Raw genomic sequence first — 23157 nt, 5'->3', positions numbered from 1 at the left:
ATAAAAAGTTACTGTAACAGTTTTTGATATAAAGGTAGGGATATGAACCGTTTTAAAAAATCAAAATATGTCATTATTGTTTTTGTCACTGTTCTGCTTGTGTCAGCTCTCTTAGCGACGACTTATTCAAGTACAATTGTGACAAGATTAGGAGATGGAATCTCAGTGGTTGATAGGGTTGTGCAAAAACCTTTTCAGTGGTTTGATTCTGTCAAATCAGATTTGGCTCATTTGACACGCACTTATAATGAAAATGAAAGTTTGAAGAAACAGATTTACCAATTAGAAGTTAAATCAAATGAGGCGGAAAGTTTAAAGATGGAAAATGAACAACTGCGCCAATTGCTTGATATGAAGTCCAAATTGCAAGCTACAAAGACTTTGGCAGCAGATGTTATTATGCGATCTCCGGTATCTTGGAAGCAGGAGTTGACCTTAGATGCAGGCAAATCAAAAGGGGCTTCTGAGAATATGTTAGCAATTGCAAATGGTGGCTTGATTGGGAGTGTCTCAAAAGTAGAGGAGAACTCTACCATGGTCAACCTTCTGACAAATACGGAAAATGCTGATAAGATTTCTGTTAAAATTCAACATGGTTCTACTACAATTTATGGAATTATTGTTGGCTATGACAAGGAAAATGAAGTTCTAAAAATTAGTCAATTAAATAGTAGTAGCGATATTAGTGCAGGAGATAAGGTGACCACTGGTGGATTAGGAAACTTTAACGTTGCTGATATTCCTGTTGGTGAAGTGGTTACCACAACGCATAGTACGGACTACTTGACACGAGAAGTAACTGTTAAATTAAGTGCAGATACTCATAATGTGGATGTGATAGAATTAGTGGGGAATTCATAATGAGACAGTTGAAGCGGGTTGGAGTGTTTTTATTGCTTCCTTTCTTTGTTCTAATTGACGCCCATATTAGCCAGCTTCTGGGCTCATTTTTCCCCCATGTACATTTGGCTAGTCATTTTCTGTTTTTATTTCTCTTATTTGAGACGATAGAAGTATCAGAGTATCTCTATTTAGCTTATTGTTTTGTAGTGGGTTTGGTTTATGACATTTACTTTTTCCACTTGATAGGGATTGCGACTTTGTTGTTCGTCTTGTTGGGAGTATTTCTCCATAAATTTAATAGTGTTATTTTATTGAATCGTTGGACGAGAATGTTGGCAATTATTGTCATGACTTTTCTATTTGAGATGGGAGCTTATATACTTGCATTAGTGGTAGGTTTAACTGTGGATAGTATGTCTTTATTTATAGTCTATAGTTTAGTACCATCAATGATTTTGAACCTTATATGGATGATTATCTTTCAGTTTATTTTTGAAAAATTTTACCTATAAGAAAGAAATAAAAATGTAACAAAGGCGTAATATTCATTAGGCCTTTTTTTGGTATACTAGTAATGTCTTTAAAAGAAGGAGTATCTACGAAATATGAAGAAAAAAATCTTAGCGTCACTTTTATTAAGTACAGTAATGGTTTCTCAAGTAGCTGTTTTAACAACTGCGCATGCAGAAACTACTGATGACAAAATTGCTGCTCAAGATAATAAAATTAGTAACTTAACAGCACAACAACAAGAAGCACAAAAACAAGTTGATCAAGTTCAGGAGCAAGTATCTGCTATTCAAACAGAGCAATCAAACTTGCAATCTGAAAATGATAGACTACAAGCAGAATCTAAAAAGCTTGAGGGTGAAATTACAGAACTTTCTAAGAATATTGTATCTCGCAATGATTCATTACAAAAACAAGCTCGTAGTGCTCAAACAAATGGAGCTGCAACAAATTACATCAATACAATTGTAAACTCAAAATCAATTACAGAAGCTATTTCACGTGTTGCTGCAATGAGTGAAATCGTATCTGCAAACAACAAAATGTTGGAACAACAAAAAGCAGATAAAAAAGCTATTTCTGAAAAACAAGTAGCAAACAATGATGCAATTAATACAGTTATTGCAAATCAGCAAAAACTAGCTGATGATGCTCAATCATTAACTACAAAACAAGCTGAGTTAAAAGCTGCAGAATTGAATCTTGCTGCTGAAAAGGCTACTGCAGAGGATGAAAAAGCAAGTTTACTTGAGAAAAAAGCTGCAGCAGAAGCAGAAGCTAAAGCAGCTGCAGAAGCAGAAGCTGCTTATAAAGCTAAACAAGCAAGTCAACAACAAACAGTTGTTTCTTCTGGGAATACAACTTTCACAGCAGAAGTTCAAGCAGTATCTACTACCTCTTCATCTGAATCATCTTCAAGTAGTGTTTCAACAGAATCAACAAGCTACACTCCTGCACCGGTAAAACATCGTCCAACATACAGTACAAACGCTTCAAGTTATCCAATTGGTGAGTGTACATGGGGAGCTAAAACATTAGCGCCTTGGGCTGGAGATTACTGGGGTAATGGAGCACAGTGGGCTACAAGTGCAGCTGCTGCAGGATTCCGCACAGGATCTACACCTCAAGTTGGTGCCATTGCATGTTGGAATGATGGTGGATATGGACACGTAGCAGTAGTTACAGCTGTTTCATCATCAACAAGTATCCAAGTATCTGAATCAAACTACGGTGGAAACCGTACAATTGGAAATAAACGTGGTTGGTTCAATCCTACTACGACTTCAGAAGGTTTTGTAACATATATCTATCCAAACTAATGAATAAAACAAAGAGGCTCGATTTGAGTCTCTTTTATGATTTATATAGTTACCTTACTTTAAAAATCTGCTAAAATCACTTGAAAGTATTGAAAAAGTATGGTAAAATGAAACTTGTCGTGTGAACGATAATACTCATTCTTGATGAATTGTGAAACAGTTGCCTTTGGGTCGTTTTGCGAGTTGAAGTCAAGAAGAGGAAAAAAACAAAAAGGAGAAATACTCATGGCAGTAATTTCAATGAAACAACTTCTTGAGGCTGGTGTACACTTTGGTCACCAAACTCGTCGCTGGAACCCTAAGATGGCTAAGTACATCTTCACTGAGCGTAACGGAATCCACGTTATCGACTTGCAACAAACTGTAAAATACGCTGACCAAGCTTACGATTTCATGCGTGATGCAGCAGCTAACGATGCAGTTGTATTGTTTGTTGGTACTAAGAAGCAAGCGGCTGATGCAGTTGCTGAAGAAGCAGTACGTTCAGGTCAATACTTCATCAATCACCGTTGGTTGGGTGGAACTCTTACAAACTGGGGAACAATCCAAAAACGTATCGCTCGTTTGAAAGAAATCAAACGTATGGAAGAAGATGGAACTTTCGAAGTTCTTCCTAAGAAAGAAGTTGCACTTCTTAACAAACAACGTGCACGTCTTGAAAAATTCTTGGGTGGTATCGAAGATATGCCTCGTATCCCAGATGTGATGTACGTAGTTGACCCACATAAAGAGCAAATCGCTGTTAAAGAAGCTAAGAAATTGGGAATCCCAGTTGTAGCGATGGTTGACACAAATACTGATCCAGATGATATTGATGTAATCATCCCAGCTAACGATGACGCTATCCGTGCTGTTAAATTGATCACAGCTAAATTGGCTGACGCTATCATCGAAGGACGTCAAGGTGAGGATGCAGTAGCAGTTGAAGCAGAATTTGCAGCTTCAGAAACTCAAGCAGATTCAATTGAAGAAATCGTTGAAGTTGTAGAAGGCGACAACGCTTAATTCATAATAAATAGTAATTACCTAGGAGGGCGGGGCTTAGCCCGGCTCTCCTATTTTTAAAAAATATAGGAGAATCAAAATGGCAGAAATTACAGCTAAACTTGTTAAAGAGTTGCGTGAAAAATCTGGTGCTGGTGTTATGGACGCTAAAAAAGCATTGGTTGAAGTGGAAGGCGATATCGAAAAAGCGATTGAATTGCTTCGCGAAAAAGGTATGGCAAAAGCAGCTAAGAAAGCTGACCGTGTTGCTGCAGAAGGTTTGACTGGTGTTTATGTTAACGGTAATGTTGCAGCAGTTATTGAAGTAAACGCTGAAACTGACTTCGTTGCGAAAAACGCTCAATTCGTTGAATTGGTAAATACTACAGCTAAAATTATTGCTGAAGGAAAACCTGCTAATAATGAAGAAGCACTTGCTTTGACAATGCCTTCAGGTGAAACTCTTGAAGCTGCATACGTATCTGCAACAGCAACTATCGGAGAAAAAATCTCATTCCGTCGCTTTGCGTTGATTGAAAAAACAGATGCACAACACTTTGGAGCATACCAACATAACGGTGGACGTATCGGTGTTATTTCAGTTGTTGAAGGTGGAGACGAAGCACTTGCTAAACAATTGTCAATGCACATCGCAGCGATGAAACCAACAGTTCTTTCTTACAAAGAATTGGATGAGCAATTCGTTAAAGATGAGTTGGCACAATTGAACCACGTAATCGACCAAGACAATGAAAGCCGCGCAATGGTTAACAAACCAGCTCTTCCACACTTGAAGTATGGATCAAAATCTCAATTGACTGATGAAGTAATCGCTCAAGCTGAAGCTGATATCAAAGCTGAGTTAGCTGCAGAAGGAAAACCAGAAAAAATCTGGGACAAAATCATCCCAGGTAAAATGGACCGCTTCATGCTTGACAACACTAAAGTTGACCAAGCTTACACACTTCTTGCACAAGTATACATCATGGATGACAGCAAGACAGTTGAAGCATACCTTGAATCAGTTAACGCTTCAGTAGTTGAGTTCGCTCGCTTTGAAGTTGGTGAAGGTATCGAGAAAGCTGCAAACGACTTTGAAGCTGAAGTTGCAGCTACAATGGCAGCAGCCTTGAATAACTAATAATAAAAAGGAAGCTAAATTGCTTCCTTTTTTGTTGTATAGATCTTAGATTTTCTCCTGAAATTGTTTTTTGCCAAGACTCACTCAATTAGAAATATAGTGGATTGAAACTAGAATGGTACACTACGGCTGCTAAAACATTTTTAGAAATTAATTTAACTTTCTTAATCGATTTGTTCACATCTTATTTGAATCTACTATAGTTAAAACAAAAAGCCCTATTATAAGGGCTAAATGTATTTAGAAGACTACACTTCAAATTCATAGAGTGATGTAGACAAATAACGTTCGCCGTTATCTGGTGCTAGAGCAAGGACTTTCTTACCTGTACCCAATTTCTTAGCAACTTCGATGGCTCCGTAGATAGCTGCAGCTGAAGAAATACCAACAAGGAATCCTTCTTTTCCGCCAATCTCACGGCCAAGTGCGAGAGCATCGTCTGATGTTACACGAACGATACCATCATAGGCGTTTGTATCTAGTGTATCAGGAATAAATCCAGCTGAGATACCTTGAATTTTGTGAGGGCCAGGTTTTTCTCCAGACAGAATAGCAGATTCATCTGCTTCTACTGCAAAAACTTGAATTCTTGAGTTTGCTGTTTTGAGTGCATGAGAAACACCAGAAATTGTTCCACCGGTACCGACTCCAGCAACAAAGGCATCTAATCCATCTTTACCGAAAGCAGCTAGTATCTCAGCTCCTGTTGTTCTTTCGTGTACTTCTGGATTAGCTGGATTGTCAAATTGAAGAGGAAGGAAACCATCGCGTTCAGCAGCGATTTCTTGGGCCTTAGCAATAGCACCTTTCATTCCTTCGCTACCAGGAGTTAGGACGAGTTCAGCACCATAAGCTTGGATAATTTTACGTCGTTCTACACTCATCGTTTCAGGCATAACGATGACAACTTTATACCCTTTAGCAGCACCTACCCATGAAAGCCCAATACCAGTATTTCCACTTGTTGCTTCAACAATAGTAGAACCTGGTTTCAGAATACCGTCTTGTTCAGCTTTTTCAATCATGCTAAGGGCAATACGATCTTTTACAGATGAACCAGGGTTAAATGCTTCAAGCTTTACGTAAACGTCCGCAGCACCTTCTGGAACAATGTTGTTGAGTTTAACAATCGGTGTTTGTCCGATTAGTTCAGTAATGTTGTTATAAATAGCCATAATACACCTCTTTGTATAAGATATTTCTAGTATAACGCTATCTATACCATTTGTAAAATATAGAAATCCTATCGAAGCGATAGGATTTTTTTATATCATAGGTCTAAGCCATTAATTTTCAAGCGATTGTGATAAGCTAATTCTAGTAAATAGGTGTAAAGTGGAACGATATCTGTTTTCTTAGGAAATTCAAATTTATGAGCACTAAAATGCTCATTATGTGCTTTTAGAAAAACATTTTCTAGATAAGTAATCGTTATTTCACTATCATCTATACCTGCTCCTGCAGTTTCCATTTCAACATTAACAATATTCATCAAAAAAATTGATTTAATGGACATCTTACGACCAGTAGCGCCTTGTTTATCTGTAAAGATAATACGGATATTTGTAAATATAATTGAGTCACGAATCAGTTTATATCCACTTTGAATTTCTTCATTTTCCAGTAGATATTGTCCATATTCTTTGATAAGAGTTTCTTTGTTTTGCTCGCTAAAGTTACCAGCGAGTCCTTGAATGAATTTTCCAAATGCCATATTTTTCTCCTTTGTTTACACTAAGTTTACAGGAACTTCAACTTCACGTAAACCTTGATCAGTTAAAGTAACTTTTCCATTAAAAAACTCCACCAGTGCAGCTTTAATATTATCTTTTTCTTCTTTATCAACATAAATCATCGTATCGACTTGATCTGTAAAGTTTGTCTCAAGTTCCATAAGATCATGTTCCTTAAGAAAGTTACTGTACTCTTGGTACTGAGCGTAAGACATTTGAATAGCAATGCCAGCCTGTTCTTTTATTTCAATGATGCCAATTTCCTTGACAGCTAAGGCAACACTGCCTGCGTAAGCACGAATCAATCCTCCAGCGCCTAGCTTAATGCCACCAAAGTAGCGTGTCACTACCACACAGATATTAGTAAGATTGTGATTTTCTAGCACCCCAAGCATGGGAACGCCAGCAGTACCACTAGGCTCACCATCATCACTTGTCCGTTTAATTTCACTACGTTCCCCAATAATGAAGGCCGAGCAGTTGTGCGTAGCTTTGTAGTGTTCTTTTTTGATGGCAGTAATAAAGTCTCGAGCCTCTTCTTCGCTATAAACACGCTTGGCATGACAGATAAAGCGTGATTTTTTGATTTCTTCTTGGACTTGACCGTCCTCTTTAATTGTTCTAAATTCCATGATTTAATTGTACTAAAAAATTATCTAAAGCGCTAGGTTTTTACGAATAAAGAAGTATGAAAGTAAATCCAAATTATCTCGGTCGTTTGTTTACGGAGAATGAATTAACAGAAGAAGAATGTCAGTTGGCGGAGAAACTTCCAGCAATGAGAAAGGAGAAGGGGAAATTGTTCTGCCAACGTTGTAATAGTACTATTCTAGAAGAATGGTATTTGCCCATCGGTGCTTACTATTGTCGGGAGTGCTTAATTATGAAGCGAGTTAGAAGTGATCAAGCTTTATACTATTTTCCGCAGGAGGATTTTCCGAAGCAAGATGTTCTTAAATGGAGTGGTCAATTAACTCCTTTTCAAGAGAAGGTGTCAGAGGGACTGATTCGAGCAGTAGATAAGCAGGAGCCAACCTTGGTACATGCGGTAACAGGAGCTGGAAAGACAGAAATGATTTACCAAGTTGTGGCCAAAGTGATTGATGAAGGTGGTGCAGTTTGTTTGGCCAGTCCCAGAATCGATGTGTGTTTGGAGCTGTATAAGCGACTGCAAGATGATTTTGCTTGCGAGATAGCTTTACTACACGGAGAATCAGAACCGTACTTCCGAACCCCATTAGTTGTTGCGACGACCCATCAGTTATTGAAATTTTATCAAGCTTTTGATTTGCTGATAGTGGATGAAGTAGATGCCTTTCCTTATGTTGACAATCCTACGCTTTACCATGCTGTCAAGAATAGTGTAAAGGAGAATGGGTTGAGAATCTTTTTAACGGCGACTTCGACAGATGAGTTAGATAAGAAGGTTCGCATAGGAGAATTAAAACGATTGAGCTTGCCTAGACGATTTCATGGGAATCCTTTGATTATTCCTAAACCAGTTTGGTTATCGGATTTTAATCGCTATTTGGATAAGAATCGTTTGTCACCAAAGTTAAAGTCTTATATTGAGAAACAGAGAAAGACAGCTTATCCGTTACTCATTTTTGCATCAGAAATTAAGAAAGGGGAGCAGCTAAAAGAAATCTTACAGGAGCAATTTCCAAATGAGAAAATCGGATTTGTGTCTTCTGTAACAGAAAATCGATTAGAGCAAGTGCAAGCTTTTCGAGATGGAGAACTGACAATACTTATCAGTACGACAATCTTGGAACGAGGAGTTACCTTCCCTTGTGTGGATGTTTTTGTAGTAGAGACCAACCATCGTCTGTTTACCAAGTCTAGTTTGATTCAGATTGGTGGACGAGTTGGACGAAGCATGGATAGACCGACAGGAGATTTGATTTTCTTTCATGACGGGTTAAATGCTTCAATCAAGAAGGCAATTAAGGAAATTCAGCAGATGAACAAGGAGGCAGGCTTATGAAGTGTTTGTTATGTGGGCAGACTATGAAGGCTGTTTTAACTTTTAGTAGTCTCTTACTTCTGAAGAATGATGACTCTTATCTTTGTTCAGACTGTGACTCTACTTTTGAGAGGATTGGAGAAGAAAACTGTCCAAACTGTATGAAAATAGGACTGTCAACAAAGTGTCAAGATTGTCAATTTTGGTGTAAAGAAGGAGTTGAGGTCAATCATAGAGCGATTTTTACTTACAATCAAGCTATGAAAGATTTTTTCAGTCGATATAAGTTTGATGGGGACTTCCTTTTAAGAAAAGTTTTTTCTTCATTTTTAAGTGAGGAGTTGAAAAAGTACAAAGAGTATCAATTTGTAGTCATTCCATTAAGTAAGGAGAGATATGCTGACAGAGGATTTAATCAGGTTGAAGGTTTAGTTGAAGCAGCAGGTTTCAAGTATCTGGATTTATTAGATAAAAGAGAAGAGAGAGCTAGTTCTTCTAAAAGTCGTTCAGAACGCTTGGCAACAGAACTTCCTTTCTTTCTTAAAAGTGGAGTCAGCATTCCTAAGAAAATCCTACTTATAGATGATATTTATACGACTGGAACAACTATAAATCGTGTGAAGAAACTGTTGGAAGAAGCTGGTGCTGAGGATGTAAAAACTTTTTCCCTTGTAAGATGAGGAAAAAATTTGCAAAAATAAAATGAAAGCGTTATAATGAAATCAGAAAAACAAAAATGTTTAGAAAGAAGGTACTCATATGATTAAATATAGTATCCGTGGTGAAAACCTAGAAGTAACAGAAGCAATTCGTGATTATGTAGTTTCTAAACTCGAAAAGATCGAAAAGTATTTTCAAGCTGAACAAGAGTTGGATGCTCGAGTTAACTTGAAGGTGTATCGTGAAAAAACTGCTAAAGTGGAGGTGACGATTCCACTTGGTTCAATTACTCTTCGTGCAGAAGATGTGTCTCAAGATATGTATGGTTCAATTGACCTTGTAACCGATAAAATTGAACGTCAGATTCGTAAAAATAAAACAAAAATCGAGCGTAAAAATAAAAATAAGGTAGCAACTAGTCAATTATTTACAGATGCTTTGGTGGAAGATACAAATGTTGTCCAGTCTAGAGTTGTTCGTTCAAAACAAATTGATTTAAAACCAATGGATTTGGAAGAAGCTATTCTACAGATGGATTTGTTGGGACATGATTTCTTTATCTATGTGGATGTTGAAGATCAGACAACCAATGTGATTTATCGTCGTGAAGATGGCGAGATTGGCTTGTTAGAAGTTAAAGAATCTTAATTTCAATATGTGTAAAGGAAGGTTTACTGAATTGTAAACCTCCTTTTTCTTATAATTGATAGGATTACTGATTACACTTTTAAAAAGTCGCTTTTTGGTGGTTATTATGGTATAATGGGTGCCAAGAGGTTTGGAATGAAAAAATTTTATGTAAGTCCTATTTTCCCCTTAATATTAGGAATAGTGGCGTTCGGAGTGCTATCTGTGCAACTTGTTTTTGTAACGAATACACTGGTAACGCTATTTCTTTTGCTACTTATTTTGGGTTCATATATTTTACTATTCATCCATCAGAGAGACTACTACTCAAAGAGTGAAGTAGAACAAATCCAGTATGTAAACCACCAAGCTGAAGATAGTTTGACAACCTTGTTAGAACAGATGCCTGTCGGAGTTATTAAACTAGACTTATCGTCAGGTGAAGTTGAATGGTTCAATCCTTACGCTGAATTGATTTTGACTAATGAAGTGGGCGAGATTGATGTTGCATTAATTCAAACAATTATAAAGGCTTCTGTGGGGAATCCAGGTTCTTATGCTACCTTAGGTGAGATCCGTTATTCGGTTCATATGGACAAGGTATCTGGAGTTCTTTATTTCTTTGATGTGTCTGGAGAATACGAAGCGACTGTTGAGTTAGTTACGAGTAGACCTGTTATTGGGATTGTCTCCGTTGATAACTATGATGACTTAGAAGATGAAACATCGGAGTCTGATATCAGTCATATCAATAGTTTTGTAGCCAATTTTGTTTCAGAATTTGCTGGGAAGCATGCCATGTTCTCTCGTCGAGTGAGTATGGACCGCTTTTATCTATTTACGGACTACACGGTGCTTGAGGGCTTGATGAATGATAAATTTTCTGTTATTGATGCATTCAGAGAAGAGGCGAAACAGAGACAGTTGCCCTTGACCTTAAGTATGGGATTTTCTTATGGTGATGGAAATCATGATGAGATAGGGAAAGTTGCATTGCTCAACTTGAACTTGGCTGAAGTGCGTGGTGGCGACCAAGTGGTTGTCAAGGAAAACGACGAAACGAAAAATCCAGTTTATTTTGGTGGTGGATCTGCTGCCTCAATCAAACGTACACGGACCCGTACGCGTGCTATGATGACAGCTATTTCAGATAAGATTCGTAGTGTGGATCAGGTTTTTGTAGTTGGTCACAAAAATCTAGATATGGATGCTCTTGGCTCTGCTGTAGGTATGCAGTTGTTTGCCAGCAATGTGACTCAAAATAGCTATGCTATTTATGACGAAGAACAAATGTCGCCGGATATTGAACGAGCTGTTTCATTCTTAGAAAAAGAAGGAGTTACGAAGTTGCTGTCTGTTAAGGATGCAATGAGGATGGTGACCAATCGTTCTTTGTTGATTCTTGTAGATCATTCAAAAACTGCCTTAACATTATCAAAAGAATTTTATGATTTATTTACCCAAACCATCGTTATTGACCATCACAGACGGGATCAGGATTTTCCAGATAATGCAGTTATCACTTATATCGAAAGTGGTGCAAGTAGTGCCAGTGAGTTGGTAACGGAATTGATCCAGTTCCAAAATTCTAAGAAAAATCGTCTGACTCGTATGCAAGCAAGTGTCTTGATGGCTGGTATGATGTTGGATACTAAAAATTTCACCTCGCGAGTTACCAGTCGGACATTTGATGTTGCTAGCTATCTCAGAACGCGCGGAAGTGATAGTATTGCTATTCAGGAAATGGCTGCGACAGATTTTGAAGAATATCGTGAGGTCAATGAACTTATTTTACAAGGTCGTAAATTAGGTTCAGATGTACTCATAGCAGAGGCTAAGGACTCGAAATGCTATGACACAGTTGTTATTAGTAAGGCAGCAGATACCATGTTAGCCATGTCAGGTATTGAAGCGAGTTTTGTTCTTGCAAAGAATACACAAGGATTTATCTCTATCTCAGCTCGAAGTCGTAGTAAATTGAATGTACAACGGATTATGGAAGAGCTGGGAGGTGGAGGCCACTTTAATTTAGCAGCAGCTCAAATTCAGGATTTAACCTTGTCAGAAGCAGGTGAAAAACTGACAGAAATTGTATTAAATGAAATAAAGGAAAAGGAGAAAGAAGAATGAAAGTAATCTTTTTAGCAGATGTTAAAGGAAAAGGTAAAAAAGGCGAAATTAAGGAAGTACCAACAGGGTATGCACAAAACTTTCTTATCAAAAAGAATTTAGCAAAAGAAGCAACTGCTCAAGCTGTAGGTGAACTTCGTGGTAAACAAAAATCCGAAGAGAAAGCTCACGCTGAGATGATTGCAGAAGCAAAAGCAATTAAAGCCCAACTTGAAGCTGAAGAAACGGTTGTAGAATTTGTTGAAAAGGTTGGTCCAGATGGTCGTACCTTTGGTTCTATTACCAATAAGAAGATTGCAGAAGAATTGCAAAAGCAATTTGGAATTAAGATTGATAAACGTCATATTCAAGTACAAGCTCCTATTCGAGCAGTTGGTTTGATTGATGTACCAGTGAAAATCTATCAAGATATCACAAGTGTAATCAATCTTCGTGTGAAAGAAGGGTAAATTTACACCTTCTTGACAAGATTGTAAAAGGAAGGGAAGTCTGATGGCAGAAGTAGAAGAGTTACGAGTACAACCTCAAGATATCTTAGCTGAGCAATCCGTTTTAGGGGCTATCTTTATTGACGAGAGTAAGCTTGTTTTTGTGCGAGAATATATTGAGTCTCGGGACTTTTTTAAGTATGCCCATCGTTTGATTTTCCAAGCCATGGTAGATTTATCCGATCGTGGCGATGCTATAGATGCAACAACAGTTCGTACCATTCTTGATAATCAAGGTGATTTGCAGAATATTGGTGGCCTTTCTTATTTGGTTGAGATTGTCAATTCTGTGCCAACTTCTGCTAATGCGGAGTATTATGCTAAAATCGTTGCAGAGAAGGCCATGCTACGGCGATTAATCGCCAAGTTGACAGAGTCTGTCAATCAAGCTTACGAGGCTTCGCAACCAGCTGATGAAATCATTGCTCAGGCAGAAAAAGGACTGATTGATGTCAGTGAAAATGCTAATCGAAGTGGATTTAAGAATATTCGAGATGTGTTGAATGTCAACTTTGGCAATCTGGAGGCTCGCTCTCAACAAACGACTGATATTACAGGTATTGCTACGGGCTATCGTGATTTGGATCATATGACGACTGGACTTCATGAGGAGGAGTTGATTATCCTAGCAGCCCGTCCGGCGGTTGGTAAGACAGCCTTTGCCTTGAATATTGCTCAGAACATTGGGACTAAGTTGGACAAAACGGTTGCTATCTTTTCGCTCGAAATGGGTGCGGAAAGTTTAGTGGATCGTATGTTGGCGGCAGAAGGTTTGGTGGAATCGCATTCTATCCGTACAGGTCAATTGACCGATGAGGAATGGCAAAAGTATACCATTGCTCAAGGCAATTTGGCTAATGCAAGTATCTACATTGATGATACGCCAGGAATTCGGATTACAGAGATTCGTTCTCGTTCACGTAAATTAGCTCAAGAAACTGGAAATCTTGGTTTGATTTTGATAGACTATTTGCAGCTTATCACGGGAACTGGTCGAGAAAATCGTCAACAAGAGGTTTCAGAAATTTCACGTCAGTTGAAAATCCTAGCCAAGGAACTGAAAGTTCCAGTAATCGCTCTAAGTCAGCTTTCTCGTGGTGTAGAACAACGTCAGGATAAGAGACCGGTCTTGTCTGATATTCGTGAATCTGGGTCTATTGAGCAGGACGCTGATATCGTAGCCTTTCTTTATCGCGACGATTACTATGAGCGTGGTGGTGAAGAAGAGGAAGGCATACCAAATAATAAGGTAGAAGTTATTATCGAGAAAAACCGTAGTGGAGCTCGTGGAACGGTGGAATTAATTTTCCAAAAAGAATACAATAAATTTTCAAGTATCTCAAAGAGGGAGGCATAAGATGTCAGATGCATTTACAGATGTAGCCAAGATGAAAAAAATCAAAGAAGAAATCAAGGCACATGAGGGACAAGTCGTAGAAATGACTTTGGAGAATGGTCGTAAGCGCCAAAAAAATAGATTGGGTAAGCTAATTGAGGTTTATCCATCCCTATTTATCGTTGAATTTGGAAACGTTGAAGGAGATAAACAAGCTAATGTTTACGTTGAATCCTTTACTTACTCAGATATCCTTACAGAAAAGAATTTGATTCATTATCTTGACTAAAGTGAGAAATTTTCTCACTTTTTCTTTTTTCTCCGAATAGTTTAAGTGAAGGTAATCTTCGATTTATATTATTTTTCAAGGAGGAAGAATGAAAATTTCACCATTTAAAGTAACAGAGACAGGGTTTTCTTTGAGAAAATCAGTTAAAAAGGTTGTTCCTTTTTTAGTAGTAGGATTGATGCTAGCAGCGGGTGATAGTGTATATGCCTATTCTGGAGGAAATGGATCGATTGCGCGTGGGGATGATTATCCTGCGTATTATAAAAATGGGAGTCAGGAGATTGATAAGTGGCGGATGTATTCTCGTCAGTGTACTTCTTTTGCAGCCTTTCGTTTGAGTAATGTCAATGGTTTTGAGATTCCGGCAGCTTATGGAAATGCGAATGAATGGGGCTATCGTGCTCGTCGTGAAGGATATCGTGTAGACAATACACCGGCTATTGGCTCCATTGCTTGGTCTACTGCAGGAATTTATGGTCATGTTGCCTGGGTGTCAAATGTAATAGGAGATGAGATTGAGATTGAGGAATACAATTATGGAATAAGAGAATCTTACAACAAGCGCGTTGTGAAGGCCAATACCATGACTGGCTTTATTCATTTTAAAGATTTAGCTGGAGGAAGTGTTGGGAATAGTCAATCCTCAACTTTAACAGGGGGAACACATTATTTTAAGGCTAAAGCTGCTATCAAAAATCAGCCTTTATCTAGCTCAACTGTGATTGATTACTATTATCCTGGGGAGAATGTGCATTATGATCAAATTCTCGAAAAAGATGGATACAAGTGGTTGAGTTATACGGCTTATAATGGAAGTCGTCGCTATATCCAGTTAGAGGAGGTTTCTTCATCGCAGAATCAACCAGAAGAGAGTTCCAACGATGTTCTGACTGTCGGTTGGAAGAAAATAAATGGTAGTTGGTATCATTTCAAATCAAATGGGTCTAAATCAACAGGCTGGTTGAAGGATGGTTCTAGCTGGTATTATTTGAAATCATCTGGTGAAATGCAGACAGGATGGCTAAAGGAAAATGGGGTGTGGTATTATCTAGATAGTTCAGGGGCAATGAAAACAGGATGGTATCAAGTCTCTGGTAAGTGGTATTATTCTTATTCTTCAGGTGCCTTAGCTGTTAATACGACAGTGGATGGCCACAGAGTAAATAGTGATGGTGTGAGAGTATAGAAAAAGTAGGAAACTTTTCCTGCTTTTTCTGTAAGCAGTTTCCTTGACATTTTTTTTGTTTTGCGCTATCATATGTCCATATAATATATGGGAGTCTGTGTACAGTCTGAGAGGAAGCGTTAAGCTTCGACCGCACCTGATCTGGGTAATGCCAGCGTAGGGAACGATACTTAGTCTACTCTTGACCTTTTCCATATATGGCAAAGGTTTTTCTTTTTGTCAAAGGAAAACGAGAAGAGGAGGTTCTTATGAAAGCAAGCATCGCCTTGCAAATTTTACCCCTATCACAGGGGATTGATCGGATTGCTGTTATCGATCAAGTCATTGCTTATCTGCAAGCTCAAGAGGTGACTATGGTGGTGACACCATTTGAAACGGTCTTGGAAGGGGAGTTTGATGAGCTTATGGGCATTCTCAAAGAAGCGCTAGAAGTGGCAGGGCAGGAGGCAGATAATGTTTTTGCCAATGTCAAAATAAATGTAGGAGAGATTTTAAGTATTGATGAGAAACTTGAAAAGTATACTGAGACGACACATTAGTCTATTGGGTTTTCTCGGAGTCTTGTCAATTTGGCAGTTAGCAGGTTTTCTTAAACTTCTCCCCAAGTTTATCCTGCCGACACCTCTTGAAATTCTCCAGGCCTTTGTTCGTGATAGAGAATTTCTCTGGCACCATAGCTGGGCCACCTTGAGAGTGGCTTTACTGGGGTTAGTTTTGGGAGTCTTGATTGCCTGTCTCATGGCTGTACTTATGGACAGTTTGACTTGGCTTAATGACCTGATTTATCCAATGATGGTGGTCGTCCAGACCATTCCGACCATTGCCATAGCTCCTATCCTGGTCTTGTGGCTCGGTTATGGGATTTTGCCCAAGATTGTTTTGATTATCTTGACGACAACCTTTCCTATCATCGTCAGCATTTTGGACGGTTTTAGGCATTGTGACAAGGATATGCTGACCTTGTTTAGTCTGATGCGGGCCAAGCCTTGGCAAATCCTGTGGCATTTTAAAATTCCAGTCAGCCTGCCTTACTTTTATGCAGGTCTGAGAGTCAGTGTCTCCTACGCCTTTATCACAACAGTGGTATCTGAGTGGTTGGGAGGCTTTGAAGGACTAGGTGTCTACATGATTCAGTCCAAGAAACTGTTTCAGTATGATACCATGTTTGCTATTATTATTCTGGTATCGATTATCAGCCTTTTGGGTATGAAGTTGGTCGATATTAGTGAAAAATATGTTATTAAATGGAAACGTTCGTAAAATTAGAATGTTTCAAAAAAGAAAAGAGGAAATCAAAATGAAAAAAACATGGAAAGTGTTTTTAACTGTTTTAACAGCTCTTGTAGCTGTTGTGCTTGTGGCCTGTGGTCAAGGAACTGCTTCTAAAGACAACAAAGAGGCAGAACTCAAGAAAATTGACTTTATCCTAGACTGGACACCAAATACTAATCACACAGGGCTTTATGTTGCCAAGGAAAAAGGTTATTTCAAAGAAGCTGGAGTGGATGTTGATTTGAAATTGCCACCAGAAGAAAGTTCTTCTGACTTGGTTATCAATGGTAAGGCACCATTTGCAGTGTATTTCCAAGACTACATGGCTAAAAAATTGGAAAAAGGTGCAGGAATTACTGCCGTTGCAGCTATTGTTGAACACAATACATCAGGAATCATCTCTCGTAAATCTGATAATGTAGCTAGTCCGAAGGACTTGGTTGGTAAGAAATACGGGACTTGGAATGACCCAACTGAACTTGCTATGTTGAAAACCTTGGTAGAATCACAAGGTGGGGACTTTGAGAAGGTTGAAAAAGTACCAAATAACGACTCAAACTCTATCACACCGATTGCTAATGGCGTCTTTGATACTGCTTGGATCTACTACGGTTGGGATGGTATCCTTGCAAAATCTCAAGGTGTAGATGCTAACTTCTTGTACTTGAAAGACTATGTCAAGGAGTTTGATTACTACTCACCAGTTATCATCGCAAACAACGACTATTTGAAAGACAACAAAGAAGAAGCTCGCAAAGTCATCCAAGCTATCAAAAAAGGTTACCAATATGCTATGGAGCATCCAGAAGAAGCAGCTGATATCCTCATCAAGAATGCACCTGAACTTCAGGAAAAACGTGACTTTGTCATCGAATCTCAAAAATACTTGTCAAAAGAATACGCAAGCGACAAGGAAAAATGGGGTCAATTTGATGCAGCTCGCTGGAATGCCTTCTACAAATGGGATAAAGAAAATGGTATTCTTAAAGAAGATTTGACAGACAAAGGCTTCACCAACGAATTTGTGAAATAATGACAGAAATAAGACTAGAACACGTCAGTTATGCCTATGGTCAAGATAGGATTTTAGAGGACATTAACCTGCAGGTGATTTCAGGTGAAGTGGTTTCTATCTTAGGTCCAAGTGGTGTTGGGAAGACCACCCTCTTTAACTTAATTGCTGGGATTTTAGAAGTCCAGTCAGGGCGAATTGTTCTGGACGGTGAGGAGAATCCCAAGGGGCGGGTGAGTTATATGTTGCAAAAGGATCTACTCTTGGAGCACAAGACCGTTCTTGGTAATATCATTTTACCCCTCTTGATTCAAAAAGTGGATAAGGCTGAAGCTATTGCTCGCGCGGATGACATTCTTGCGACCTTCCAGTTGACAGCTGTAAGAGATAAATACCCTCATGAACTCAGTGGCGGGATGCGTCAGCGTGTAGCCTTGCTTCGAACTTACCTTTTCGGGCACAAGCTCTTTCTCTTAGACGAGGCTTTTAGCGCCTTGGATGAGATGACCAAGATGGAACTCCACGCTTGGTACCTTGAGATTCACAAGCAGTTGCAACTGACAACATTGATTATTACTCATAGTATCGAGGAGGCCCTTAGTCTCAGCGACCGCATCTATATCTTGAAAAATCGCCCTGGGCAGATTGTTTCAGAAATTAAACTAGATTGGTCTGGAGATGAGGACAAGGAAGTCCAAAAGATTGCCTACAAACGTCAAATCTTGGCAGAATTAGGCTTAGATAAGTAGAAAAATAGGGAGTTGGTGAAGATTATCCTTTACTAGCGCCCTTTTTCTTTTAAAAATAAGAAAATTTCGGTATAATAGTCAAAGATAGTCAAGGTTCAAAGAGAGAGGTGGGTTTGTAATGAGATTTAAAAATACATCGGATCATATTGAGGCCTACATCAAGGCGATTTTAGATCAATCTGGTATCGTGGAGTTGCAACGGAGTCAGTTGGCAGATACCTTTCAGGTTGTCCCTAGTCAGATTAACTATGTGATCAAGACACGCTTTACTGAAAGTAGAGGCTACTTGGTTGAAAGTAAGCGTGGTGGCGGAGGCTATATTCGTATAGGACGGATTGAGTTTTCTAGTCATCATGAAATGCTCAGGGAGCTGCTTTACTCGATTGGTGAGCGGGTTAGTCAAGAAATTTATGAGGATATTCTCCAGCTTTTGCTTGAGCAGGAATTGATGACCAAGCAGGAGATGACTTTGCTAGTATCAGTAGCTTTGGATCGCGTTCTAGGAGAAGAAGCTCCAGTTGTTCGAGCTAATATGCTACGACAGGTCATACAAGAGGTAGATAGAAAAGGGAAGTAAGATGAACTATTCAAAAGCATTGAATGAATGTATCGAAAGTGCCTACATGGTGGCTGGCCATTTTGGAGCTCGTTACCTAGAGTCTTGGCACTTGTTGATTGCCATGTCCAATCACAGTTATAGTGTGGCAGGGGCGACTTTAAATGATTATCCATATGAGATGGACCGTTTAGAAGAAGTCGCTTTGGAACTGACTGAAACGGACTATAGCCAGGATGAAACCTTTACGGAATTGCCGTTCTCCCATCGTTTGCAGGTTCTTTTTGACGAAGCAGAGTATGTAGCGTCAGTGGTCCATGCTAAGGTGCTAGGGACAGAACACCTCCTCTATGCGATTTTGCATGATGGCAATGCCTTGGCGACTCGTATCTTGGAGAGGGCTGGTTTTTCTTATGAAGACAAGAAAGATCAGGTCAAGATTGCTACCCTTCGTCGAAATCTAGAAGAACGTGCAGGCTGGACTCGTGAAGATCTCAAGGCTCTACGCCAACGCCATCGTACAGTAGCTGATAAGCAAAATTCTATGGCTAATATGATGGGCATGCCCCAGACTCCGAGTGGTGGTCTCGAGGACTATACGCATGATTTGACAGAGCAAGCGCGTTCTGGCAAGTTAGAACCAGTCATCGGTCGGGATAAGGAAATCTCGCGTATGATTCAAATCTTGAGCCGTAAAACCAAGAATAATCCTGTCTTGGTTGGGGATGCTGGTGTCGGGAAAACAGCCTTGGCGCTTGGGCTCGCTCAGCGTATTGCTAGTGGTGATGTACCTGCGGAAATGGCTAAGATGCGCGTGTTAGAGCTTGATTTGATGAATGTCGTTGCAGGTACACGCTTCCGTGGTGACTTTGAAGAGCGCATGAATAATATCATTAAGGATATTGAAGAAGATGGGCAAGTCATCCTCTTTATCGATGAACTCCACACTATCATGGGTTCCGGGAGTGGAATTGACTCAACTCTGGATGCGGCCAATATCTTGAAGCCAGCCTTGGCGCGTGGAACTTTGAGAACGGTTGGGGCGACCACTCAAGAAGAGTACCAAAAACACATTGAAAAAGACGCAGCCCTTTCTCGTCGATTCGCCAAAGTGACGATTGAGGAGCCAAGTGTTGCAGACAGCATGACCATTTTGCAAGGTTTGAAGGCGACTTATGAGAAACATCATCGTGTGCAAATCACAGATGAAGCGGTTGAAACAGCCGTCAAGATGGCACATCGTTACTTGACTAGTCGTCACTTGCCAGACTCTGCTATCGATCTTTTGGATGAGGCAGCAGCAACAGTGCAAAATAAGGCAAAGCATATAAAAGCAGACGATTCAGGTTTGAGTCCAGCTGACAAGGCCTTGATGGATGGCAAGTGGAAACAGGCAGCCCAGCTAATCGCAAAAGAAGAGGAAGTGCCTGTCTATAAAGACTTGGTGACAGAGTCTGATATTTTGACCACCTTGAGTCGCTTGTCAGGTATCCCCGTTCAAAAACTGACTCAGACTGATGCTAAGAAATACTTAAACTTGGAAGCTGAACTGCACAAACGTGTCATCGGTCAAGATCAAGCTGTTTCAAGTATTAGCCGTGCCATTCGCCGCAACCAGTCAGGGATTCGCAGTCATAAGCGTCCGATTGGTTCCTTTATGTTCCTAGGGCCTACAGGTGTCGGTAAGACCGAATTGGCCAAGGCTCTGGCAGAAGTTCTTTTTGATGACGAATCAGCCCTTATCCGCTTTGACATGAGTGAGTATATGGAGAAATTCGCAGCCAGTCGTCTCAACGGAGCTCCTCCGGGCTATGTGGGTTATGAAGAAGGTGGGGAGTTGACCGAGAAGGTTCGCAACAAACCATACTCTGTTCTCCTCTTTGATGAGGTAGAAAAAGCCCACCCAGACATCTTTAATGTCCTCTTGCAGGTCTTGGATGATGGTGTCTTGACCGATAGCAAGGGTCGCAAGGTTGACTTTTCAAATACCATTATTATCATGACGTCAAATCTTGGTGCGACAGCCCTTCGGGATGACAAGACTGTCGGATTTGGGGCTAAGGATATTCGTTTTGACCAGGAAAATATGGAAAAACGCATGTTTGAAGAGTTGAAAAAGGCTTATAGACCGGAATTCATCAATCGTATTGATGAAAAGGTGGTCTTCCATAGTCTGTCTAGCGACCATATGCAGGAAGTGGTGAAGATTATGGTCAAACCTTTAGTTGCAAGTTTGGCTGAACAAGGCATTGACTTGAAATTACAAGCTTCCGCACTGAAATTGTTGGCAAATCAAGGATATGACCCAGAGATGGGAGCTCGTCCACTTCGCAGAACCCTGCAAACAGAAGTTGAGGACAAGTTGGCAGAACTTCTTCTTAAGGGAGATTTGGTGGCAGGCAGCACACTTAAGATTGGTGTTAAAGCAGGCCAGTTAAAATTTGATATTGCATAAAAAGCGAGGCCGGGAAAAAGTTCCCGACCTCTTTATTTGCCTTTATTAGTTTGATTTGCTGTTGCGACTGTTTTAGGGATGGCTATCTCTCTTAGAATTGCTCAACAGGTGAGTAAAGAAGTCTTTGTATCGATACTTGAGATAGTTCTCATGTAAAAATAACAAGGCGATATAAACAATCAAAAAGATTGTAGTCAGATAAAACACATCAAATGCAGTTCTCGCATAGTAAGCGGCTGATTGATAAGAGCCAATTGCTCCCAAAATCAACCAAGGAAGATACTTATAATACTTATTTAGCATAAGAGTGCACCTCCTATATTCTATTTCAATGTTATTATATTCCTTTGTACTTAAAGGTGCAAGCGATTACACAAAAACAAATTCAAATTTTTAATAGGAAAATCTCCTGCTTTTCTATTTTATTACGAATAGAAGAGTAGGAGGAGTAAATGTATCTAAAGTATTTAAGATTTTTAAAATAGTTTAGATAAATTGTTGACATATTTAAATCACAATGTTACAATTATATTACAAAAACATTTCTTTATATTTCTAAAATATTACAAAGGAGTAGAAAAATGAAAAAGAAAACCTATATCAAATTGATGGCAGCGACTGTATTAGCTTCTACCTTGCTACTGGGAGCTTGTGGAAATAAAAAGGAAACAACTCAAGCAAGCAGTTCTGCTAAGACAAGCCAATCATCAAGCTCTAAAGCAGCTTCTGCTAGCAAAGAAAGCAAGACTCAGAAGTCCTCAAGTTCAGCTTCATCTGAAAAGGCTAAGGCATCTACTGATCAATCTTCAGCAACTGCAACGCCATCACAAGCGGCACCTGCACCAGAGCAAAGACAGGGTCAAGAAGTGTCTAATCAACAGGCGGCTAGTCAACAAACTTCTGCTCAGACTCCTTCAACTCAACAAGCTCCTCAAGCCCAGTCTAACCAATCAAGCTATGATCCTACAACTGACCGCAAACTTCAAGACAAACAAGCAGAGCAAAATAAACGCTACAAGGGTGTTTTAACCATGGTAGATGGTGATTTTTCAGCTGCAGCGGGCAATTGGAAGGGAGCAAATGGCGAAACTATCACAGTTTCATCAGGTGGTCAATTTACAGTAGAATCTTCTGATGGAAAGAAAGAAAATTACTCTATCAAAGGCTATTCTTATACTCTTGATGATGGTAAGTATAATGCCAAAATTGGTGGAGGAAAAGTCATCCAAATTACAACAGGAGCGGATGGTAAGGTTTCCAGTGTTGCTTTGAGTCAATAATAACCCTCAGTATTTGAATTTTTACAGTCAAAGAAAATCCGTCAGCTCAATAAGAGTTGACGGATTATTTTATACTTGTACTTGGGTTAAAAATTCTTCTGTAGTAAGAATTTGAGCAAACTCATCTTGTAGAGAAAGGAGATTAATCTCATGGATAGTCTCAGGAGAGATGGACTGACCGTTTTTGTTAGATAGGGTAAAACTGGCAGTAGCATCTGCTAGTAAAGTGACTTCAAAACCAAGATTTGCTGCCATTCGTGTCGTAGTAGATACACAATGAGGCAGGGTCAAACCAACAAGGACTAAATGACCAATCTGATTTTTTCGTAAATAGGTTTCAAGATTTGTTCCAATAAAGGCGCTATTAACCGTTTTTTGAAAGACAGGTTCTGAAGCAAATGGTTCAAATCCACTTTTAGACTCCTGATTTTGTTTGTTATGAAATTGGGACTGGGGATTGTCAGATATGTGTTGAACATGTAAGACTGGAAGAGCGTGTTTACGAAAGTATGCCAGTACCCTCAATGCTTGTTGTTCAGCTTGAGGGTTGTTCCGTTCTCCCCAGATAGGTCTATCAAATGCTTTTTGCATATCGATAATCAGTAGAGCAGTATGAACCAT

Annotated in this window: 25 protein-coding genes and 1 riboswitch; of the genes, 20 read left to right on the top strand and 5 right to left on the bottom strand. The window is 39.4% G+C overall.

Annotation, left to right across the window (positions count from 1 at the left end):
- Nucleotides 1–42: 42 nt before the first annotated feature.
- The 5 genes from mreC (at nt 43) to tsf (ending at nt 4797) form a co-directional block, all read left to right on the top strand.
- A complete protein-coding gene (gene mreC / locus O3599_RS01895) occupies nt 43–861 on the top strand; it encodes a rod shape-determining protein MreC (protein WP_143952677.1) in 819 nt (272 codons plus the stop codon).
- Nucleotides 861–1355: a rod shape-determining protein MreD gene (gene mreD, locus O3599_RS01890; RefSeq protein WP_001249446.1), complete on the top strand. Its 495-nt coding sequence runs from the start codon at nt 861–863 to the stop codon at nt 1353–1355. The genes mreC and mreD overlap by 1 nt, the downstream gene beginning before the upstream one ends.
- 93 nt (nt 1356–1448) lie before the next feature.
- Nucleotides 1449–2672 (top strand): peptidoglycan hydrolase PcsB, encoded by a 1224-nt coding sequence (gene pcsB / locus O3599_RS01885; protein ID WP_143952678.1) that lies wholly within the window; start codon nt 1449–1451, stop codon nt 2670–2672.
- Between the two features lie 225 nt (nt 2673–2897).
- Nucleotides 2898–3677 (top strand): 30S ribosomal protein S2, encoded by a 780-nt coding sequence (gene rpsB / locus O3599_RS01880; protein WP_000268466.1) that lies wholly within the window; start codon nt 2898–2900, stop codon nt 3675–3677.
- Nucleotides 3678–3756: 79 nt separating this feature from the next.
- Entirely contained in the window at nt 3757–4797 is a 1041-nt protein-coding gene (gene tsf, locus O3599_RS01875) for a translation elongation factor Ts (RefSeq protein WP_143952679.1), read from the top strand.
- A gap of 248 nt (nt 4798–5045) precedes the next feature.
- Here the strand turns inward: tsf and cysK are convergent, their stop codons facing one another.
- From cysK to O3599_RS01860, 3 genes are all read right to left on the bottom strand, one after another.
- On the bottom strand, nt 5046–5972 hold the full coding sequence (gene cysK, locus O3599_RS01870) for a cysteine synthase A (RefSeq protein ID WP_143952680.1): 927 nt from the start codon (nt 5970–5972) through the stop codon (nt 5046–5048).
- Nucleotides 5973–6067: 95 nt separating this feature from the next.
- Entirely contained in the window at nt 6068–6511 is a 444-nt protein-coding gene (locus O3599_RS01865) for a PH domain-containing protein (protein ID WP_061088574.1), read from the bottom strand.
- A gap of 15 nt (nt 6512–6526) precedes the next feature.
- On the bottom strand, nt 6527–7162 hold the full coding sequence (locus O3599_RS01860; RefSeq protein ID WP_247939264.1) for a YigZ family protein: 636 nt from the start codon (nt 7160–7162) through the stop codon (nt 6527–6529).
- A gap of 56 nt (nt 7163–7218) precedes the next feature.
- On the opposite strand from O3599_RS01860, the gene O3599_RS01855 reads away from it, so the two are divergent.
- From O3599_RS01855 to O3599_RS01790, 14 genes are all read left to right on the top strand, one after another.
- A complete protein-coding gene (locus O3599_RS01855; protein ID WP_371511802.1) occupies nt 7219–8517 on the top strand; it encodes a DEAD/DEAH box helicase in 1299 nt (432 codons plus the stop codon).
- A complete protein-coding gene (locus O3599_RS01850; RefSeq protein WP_247939262.1) occupies nt 8514–9176 on the top strand; it encodes a ComF family protein in 663 nt (220 codons plus the stop codon). The genes O3599_RS01855 and O3599_RS01850 overlap by 4 nt, the downstream gene beginning before the upstream one ends.
- 79 nt (nt 9177–9255) lie before the next feature.
- Nucleotides 9256–9804, top strand: a complete 549-nt coding sequence (gene hpf, locus O3599_RS01845; protein WP_004255322.1) for a ribosome hibernation-promoting factor, HPF/YfiA family — start codon at nt 9256–9258, stop codon at nt 9802–9804.
- A gap of 135 nt (nt 9805–9939) precedes the next feature.
- Complete coding sequence (locus O3599_RS01840) at nt 9940–11913, top strand: DHH family phosphoesterase (protein ID WP_247939261.1); 1974 nt, start codon at nt 9940–9942, stop codon at nt 11911–11913.
- Nucleotides 11910–12362, top strand: coding sequence for a 50S ribosomal protein L9 (gene rplI / locus O3599_RS01835; protein ID WP_000864214.1), 453 nt, complete (start codon nt 11910–11912; stop codon nt 12360–12362). The genes O3599_RS01840 and rplI overlap by 4 nt, the downstream gene beginning before the upstream one ends.
- 43 nt (nt 12363–12405) lie before the next feature.
- Nucleotides 12406–13758 carry a replicative DNA helicase gene (gene dnaB / locus O3599_RS01830; RefSeq protein ID WP_000852490.1) on the top strand — a complete coding sequence of 451 codons (1353 nt, stop codon included), beginning with the start codon at nt 12406–12408 and terminating at the stop codon, nt 13756–13758.
- Between the two features lies 1 nt (nt 13759).
- On the top strand, nt 13760–14026 hold the full coding sequence (locus O3599_RS01825; protein WP_001278169.1) for a Veg family protein: 267 nt from the start codon (nt 13760–13762) through the stop codon (nt 14024–14026).
- Nucleotides 14027–14114: 88 nt separating this feature from the next.
- Entirely contained in the window at nt 14115–15212 is a 1098-nt protein-coding gene (cbpD, locus tag O3599_RS01820; RefSeq protein ID WP_247939260.1) for an N-acetylmuramoyl-L-alanine amidase family protein, read from the top strand.
- A gap of 77 nt (nt 15213–15289) precedes the next feature.
- A riboswitch (TPP riboswitch) is annotated at nt 15290–15392 on the top strand.
- A gap of 68 nt (nt 15393–15460) precedes the next feature.
- Entirely contained in the window at nt 15461–15751 is a 291-nt protein-coding gene (locus O3599_RS01815; RefSeq protein ID WP_371511799.1) for an MTH1187 family thiamine-binding protein, read from the top strand.
- Nucleotides 15714–16472, top strand: coding sequence for an ABC transporter permease (locus O3599_RS01810; RefSeq protein ID WP_194250903.1), 759 nt, complete (start codon nt 15714–15716; stop codon nt 16470–16472). Before O3599_RS01815 ends, O3599_RS01810 begins: the two co-directional genes overlap by 38 nt.
- Nucleotides 16473–16509: 37 nt before the next feature.
- Complete coding sequence (locus tag O3599_RS01805) at nt 16510–17517, top strand: ABC transporter substrate-binding protein (RefSeq protein WP_084865115.1); 1008 nt, start codon at nt 16510–16512, stop codon at nt 17515–17517.
- The gene (locus O3599_RS01800; RefSeq protein ID WP_247939259.1) at nt 17517–18245 is read left to right on the top strand and encodes an ABC transporter ATP-binding protein; all 729 of its coding nucleotides are present in this window, start codon (nt 17517–17519) and stop codon (nt 18243–18245) included. Before O3599_RS01805 ends, O3599_RS01800 begins: the two co-directional genes overlap by 1 nt.
- Nucleotides 18246–18363: 118 nt before the next feature.
- Nucleotides 18364–18822: a CtsR family transcriptional regulator gene (locus O3599_RS01795; protein ID WP_061759634.1), complete on the top strand. Its 459-nt coding sequence runs from the start codon at nt 18364–18366 to the stop codon at nt 18820–18822.
- Nucleotide 18823: 1 nt separating this feature from the next.
- Entirely contained in the window at nt 18824–21256 is a 2433-nt protein-coding gene (locus tag O3599_RS01790; RefSeq protein WP_247939258.1) for an ATP-dependent Clp protease ATP-binding subunit, read from the top strand.
- Nucleotides 21257–21328: 72 nt separating this feature from the next.
- Here O3599_RS01790 and O3599_RS01785 read toward each other — a convergent pair whose 3' ends face one another.
- The gene (locus tag O3599_RS01785) at nt 21329–21559 is read right to left on the bottom strand and encodes a hypothetical protein (protein ID WP_004255357.1); all 231 of its coding nucleotides are present in this window, start codon (nt 21557–21559) and stop codon (nt 21329–21331) included.
- Nucleotides 21560–21837: 278 nt separating this feature from the next.
- Here O3599_RS01785 and O3599_RS01780 point away from each other — a divergent pair, with 278 nt between their 5' ends.
- A complete protein-coding gene (locus tag O3599_RS01780; protein WP_247939257.1) occupies nt 21838–22536 on the top strand; it encodes a hypothetical protein in 699 nt (232 codons plus the stop codon).
- Nucleotides 22537–22605: 69 nt separating this feature from the next.
- On the opposite strand, the gene O3599_RS01775 is transcribed toward O3599_RS01780, so the two are convergent.
- Complete coding sequence (locus tag O3599_RS01775) at nt 22606–23157, bottom strand: cysteine hydrolase family protein (RefSeq protein ID WP_049501958.1); 552 nt, start codon at nt 23155–23157, stop codon at nt 22606–22608.

Source organism: Streptococcus sp. 27098_8_103, from assembly GCF_041432345.1.
Lineage (GTDB): Bacteria > Bacillota > Bacilli > Lactobacillales > Streptococcaceae > Streptococcus > Streptococcus mitis_BV.
Note: the sequence above shows the minus strand (reverse complement) of the source record. Positions and strands in the feature narration are given on the sequence as shown.

Coding starts and splice junctions, on each gene's coding strand:
- O3599_RS01825 (WP_001278169.1), top strand. CDS start 13,760: ATGTCAGATGCATTTACAGATGTAGCCAAGATGAAAAAAATCAAAGAA.
- O3599_RS01795 (WP_061759634.1), top strand. CDS start 18,364: ATGAGATTTAAAAATACATCGGATCATATTGAGGCCTACATCAAGGCG.
- O3599_RS01780 (WP_247939257.1), top strand. CDS start 21,838: ATGAAAAAGAAAACCTATATCAAATTGATGGCAGCGACTGTATTAGCT.
- rpsB (WP_000268466.1), top strand. CDS start 2,898: ATGGCAGTAATTTCAATGAAACAACTTCTTGAGGCTGGTGTACACTTT.
- cbpD (WP_247939260.1), top strand. CDS start 14,115: ATGAAAATTTCACCATTTAAAGTAACAGAGACAGGGTTTTCTTTGAGA.
- O3599_RS01810 (WP_194250903.1), top strand. CDS start 15,714: ATGAGAAACTTGAAAAGTATACTGAGACGACACATTAGTCTATTGGGT.
- O3599_RS01805 (WP_084865115.1), top strand. CDS start 16,510: ATGAAAAAAACATGGAAAGTGTTTTTAACTGTTTTAACAGCTCTTGTA.
- O3599_RS01860 (WP_247939264.1), bottom strand. CDS start 7,162: ATGGAATTTAGAACAATTAAAGAGGACGGTCAAGTCCAAGAAGAAATC.
- O3599_RS01785 (WP_004255357.1), bottom strand. CDS start 21,559: ATGCTAAATAAGTATTATAAGTATCTTCCTTGGTTGATTTTGGGAGCA.
- O3599_RS01790 (WP_247939258.1), top strand. CDS start 18,824: ATGAACTATTCAAAAGCATTGAATGAATGTATCGAAAGTGCCTACATG.
- tsf (WP_143952679.1), top strand. CDS start 3,757: ATGGCAGAAATTACAGCTAAACTTGTTAAAGAGTTGCGTGAAAAATCT.
- O3599_RS01815 (WP_371511799.1), top strand. CDS start 15,461: ATGAAAGCAAGCATCGCCTTGCAAATTTTACCCCTATCACAGGGGATT.
- O3599_RS01850 (WP_247939262.1), top strand. CDS start 8,514: ATGAAGTGTTTGTTATGTGGGCAGACTATGAAGGCTGTTTTAACTTTT.
- O3599_RS01855 (WP_371511802.1), top strand. CDS start 7,219: ATGAAAGTAAATCCAAATTATCTCGGTCGTTTGTTTACGGAGAATGAA.
- O3599_RS01800 (WP_247939259.1), top strand. CDS start 17,517: ATGACAGAAATAAGACTAGAACACGTCAGTTATGCCTATGGTCAAGAT.
- O3599_RS01775 (WP_049501958.1), bottom strand. CDS start 23,157: ATGGTTCATACTGCTCTACTGATTATCGATATGCAAAAAGCATTTGAT.
- O3599_RS01840 (WP_247939261.1), top strand. CDS start 9,940: ATGAAAAAATTTTATGTAAGTCCTATTTTCCCCTTAATATTAGGAATA.
- O3599_RS01865 (WP_061088574.1), bottom strand. CDS start 6,511: ATGGCATTTGGAAAATTCATTCAAGGACTCGCTGGTAACTTTAGCGAG.
- dnaB (WP_000852490.1), top strand. CDS start 12,406: ATGGCAGAAGTAGAAGAGTTACGAGTACAACCTCAAGATATCTTAGCT.
- rplI (WP_000864214.1), top strand. CDS start 11,910: ATGAAAGTAATCTTTTTAGCAGATGTTAAAGGAAAAGGTAAAAAAGGC.
- mreC (WP_143952677.1), top strand. CDS start 43: ATGAACCGTTTTAAAAAATCAAAATATGTCATTATTGTTTTTGTCACT.
- mreD (WP_001249446.1), top strand. CDS start 861: ATGAGACAGTTGAAGCGGGTTGGAGTGTTTTTATTGCTTCCTTTCTTT.
- pcsB (WP_143952678.1), top strand. CDS start 1,449: ATGAAGAAAAAAATCTTAGCGTCACTTTTATTAAGTACAGTAATGGTT.
- hpf (WP_004255322.1), top strand. CDS start 9,256: ATGATTAAATATAGTATCCGTGGTGAAAACCTAGAAGTAACAGAAGCA.
- cysK (WP_143952680.1), bottom strand. CDS start 5,972: ATGGCTATTTATAACAACATTACTGAACTAATCGGACAAACACCGATT.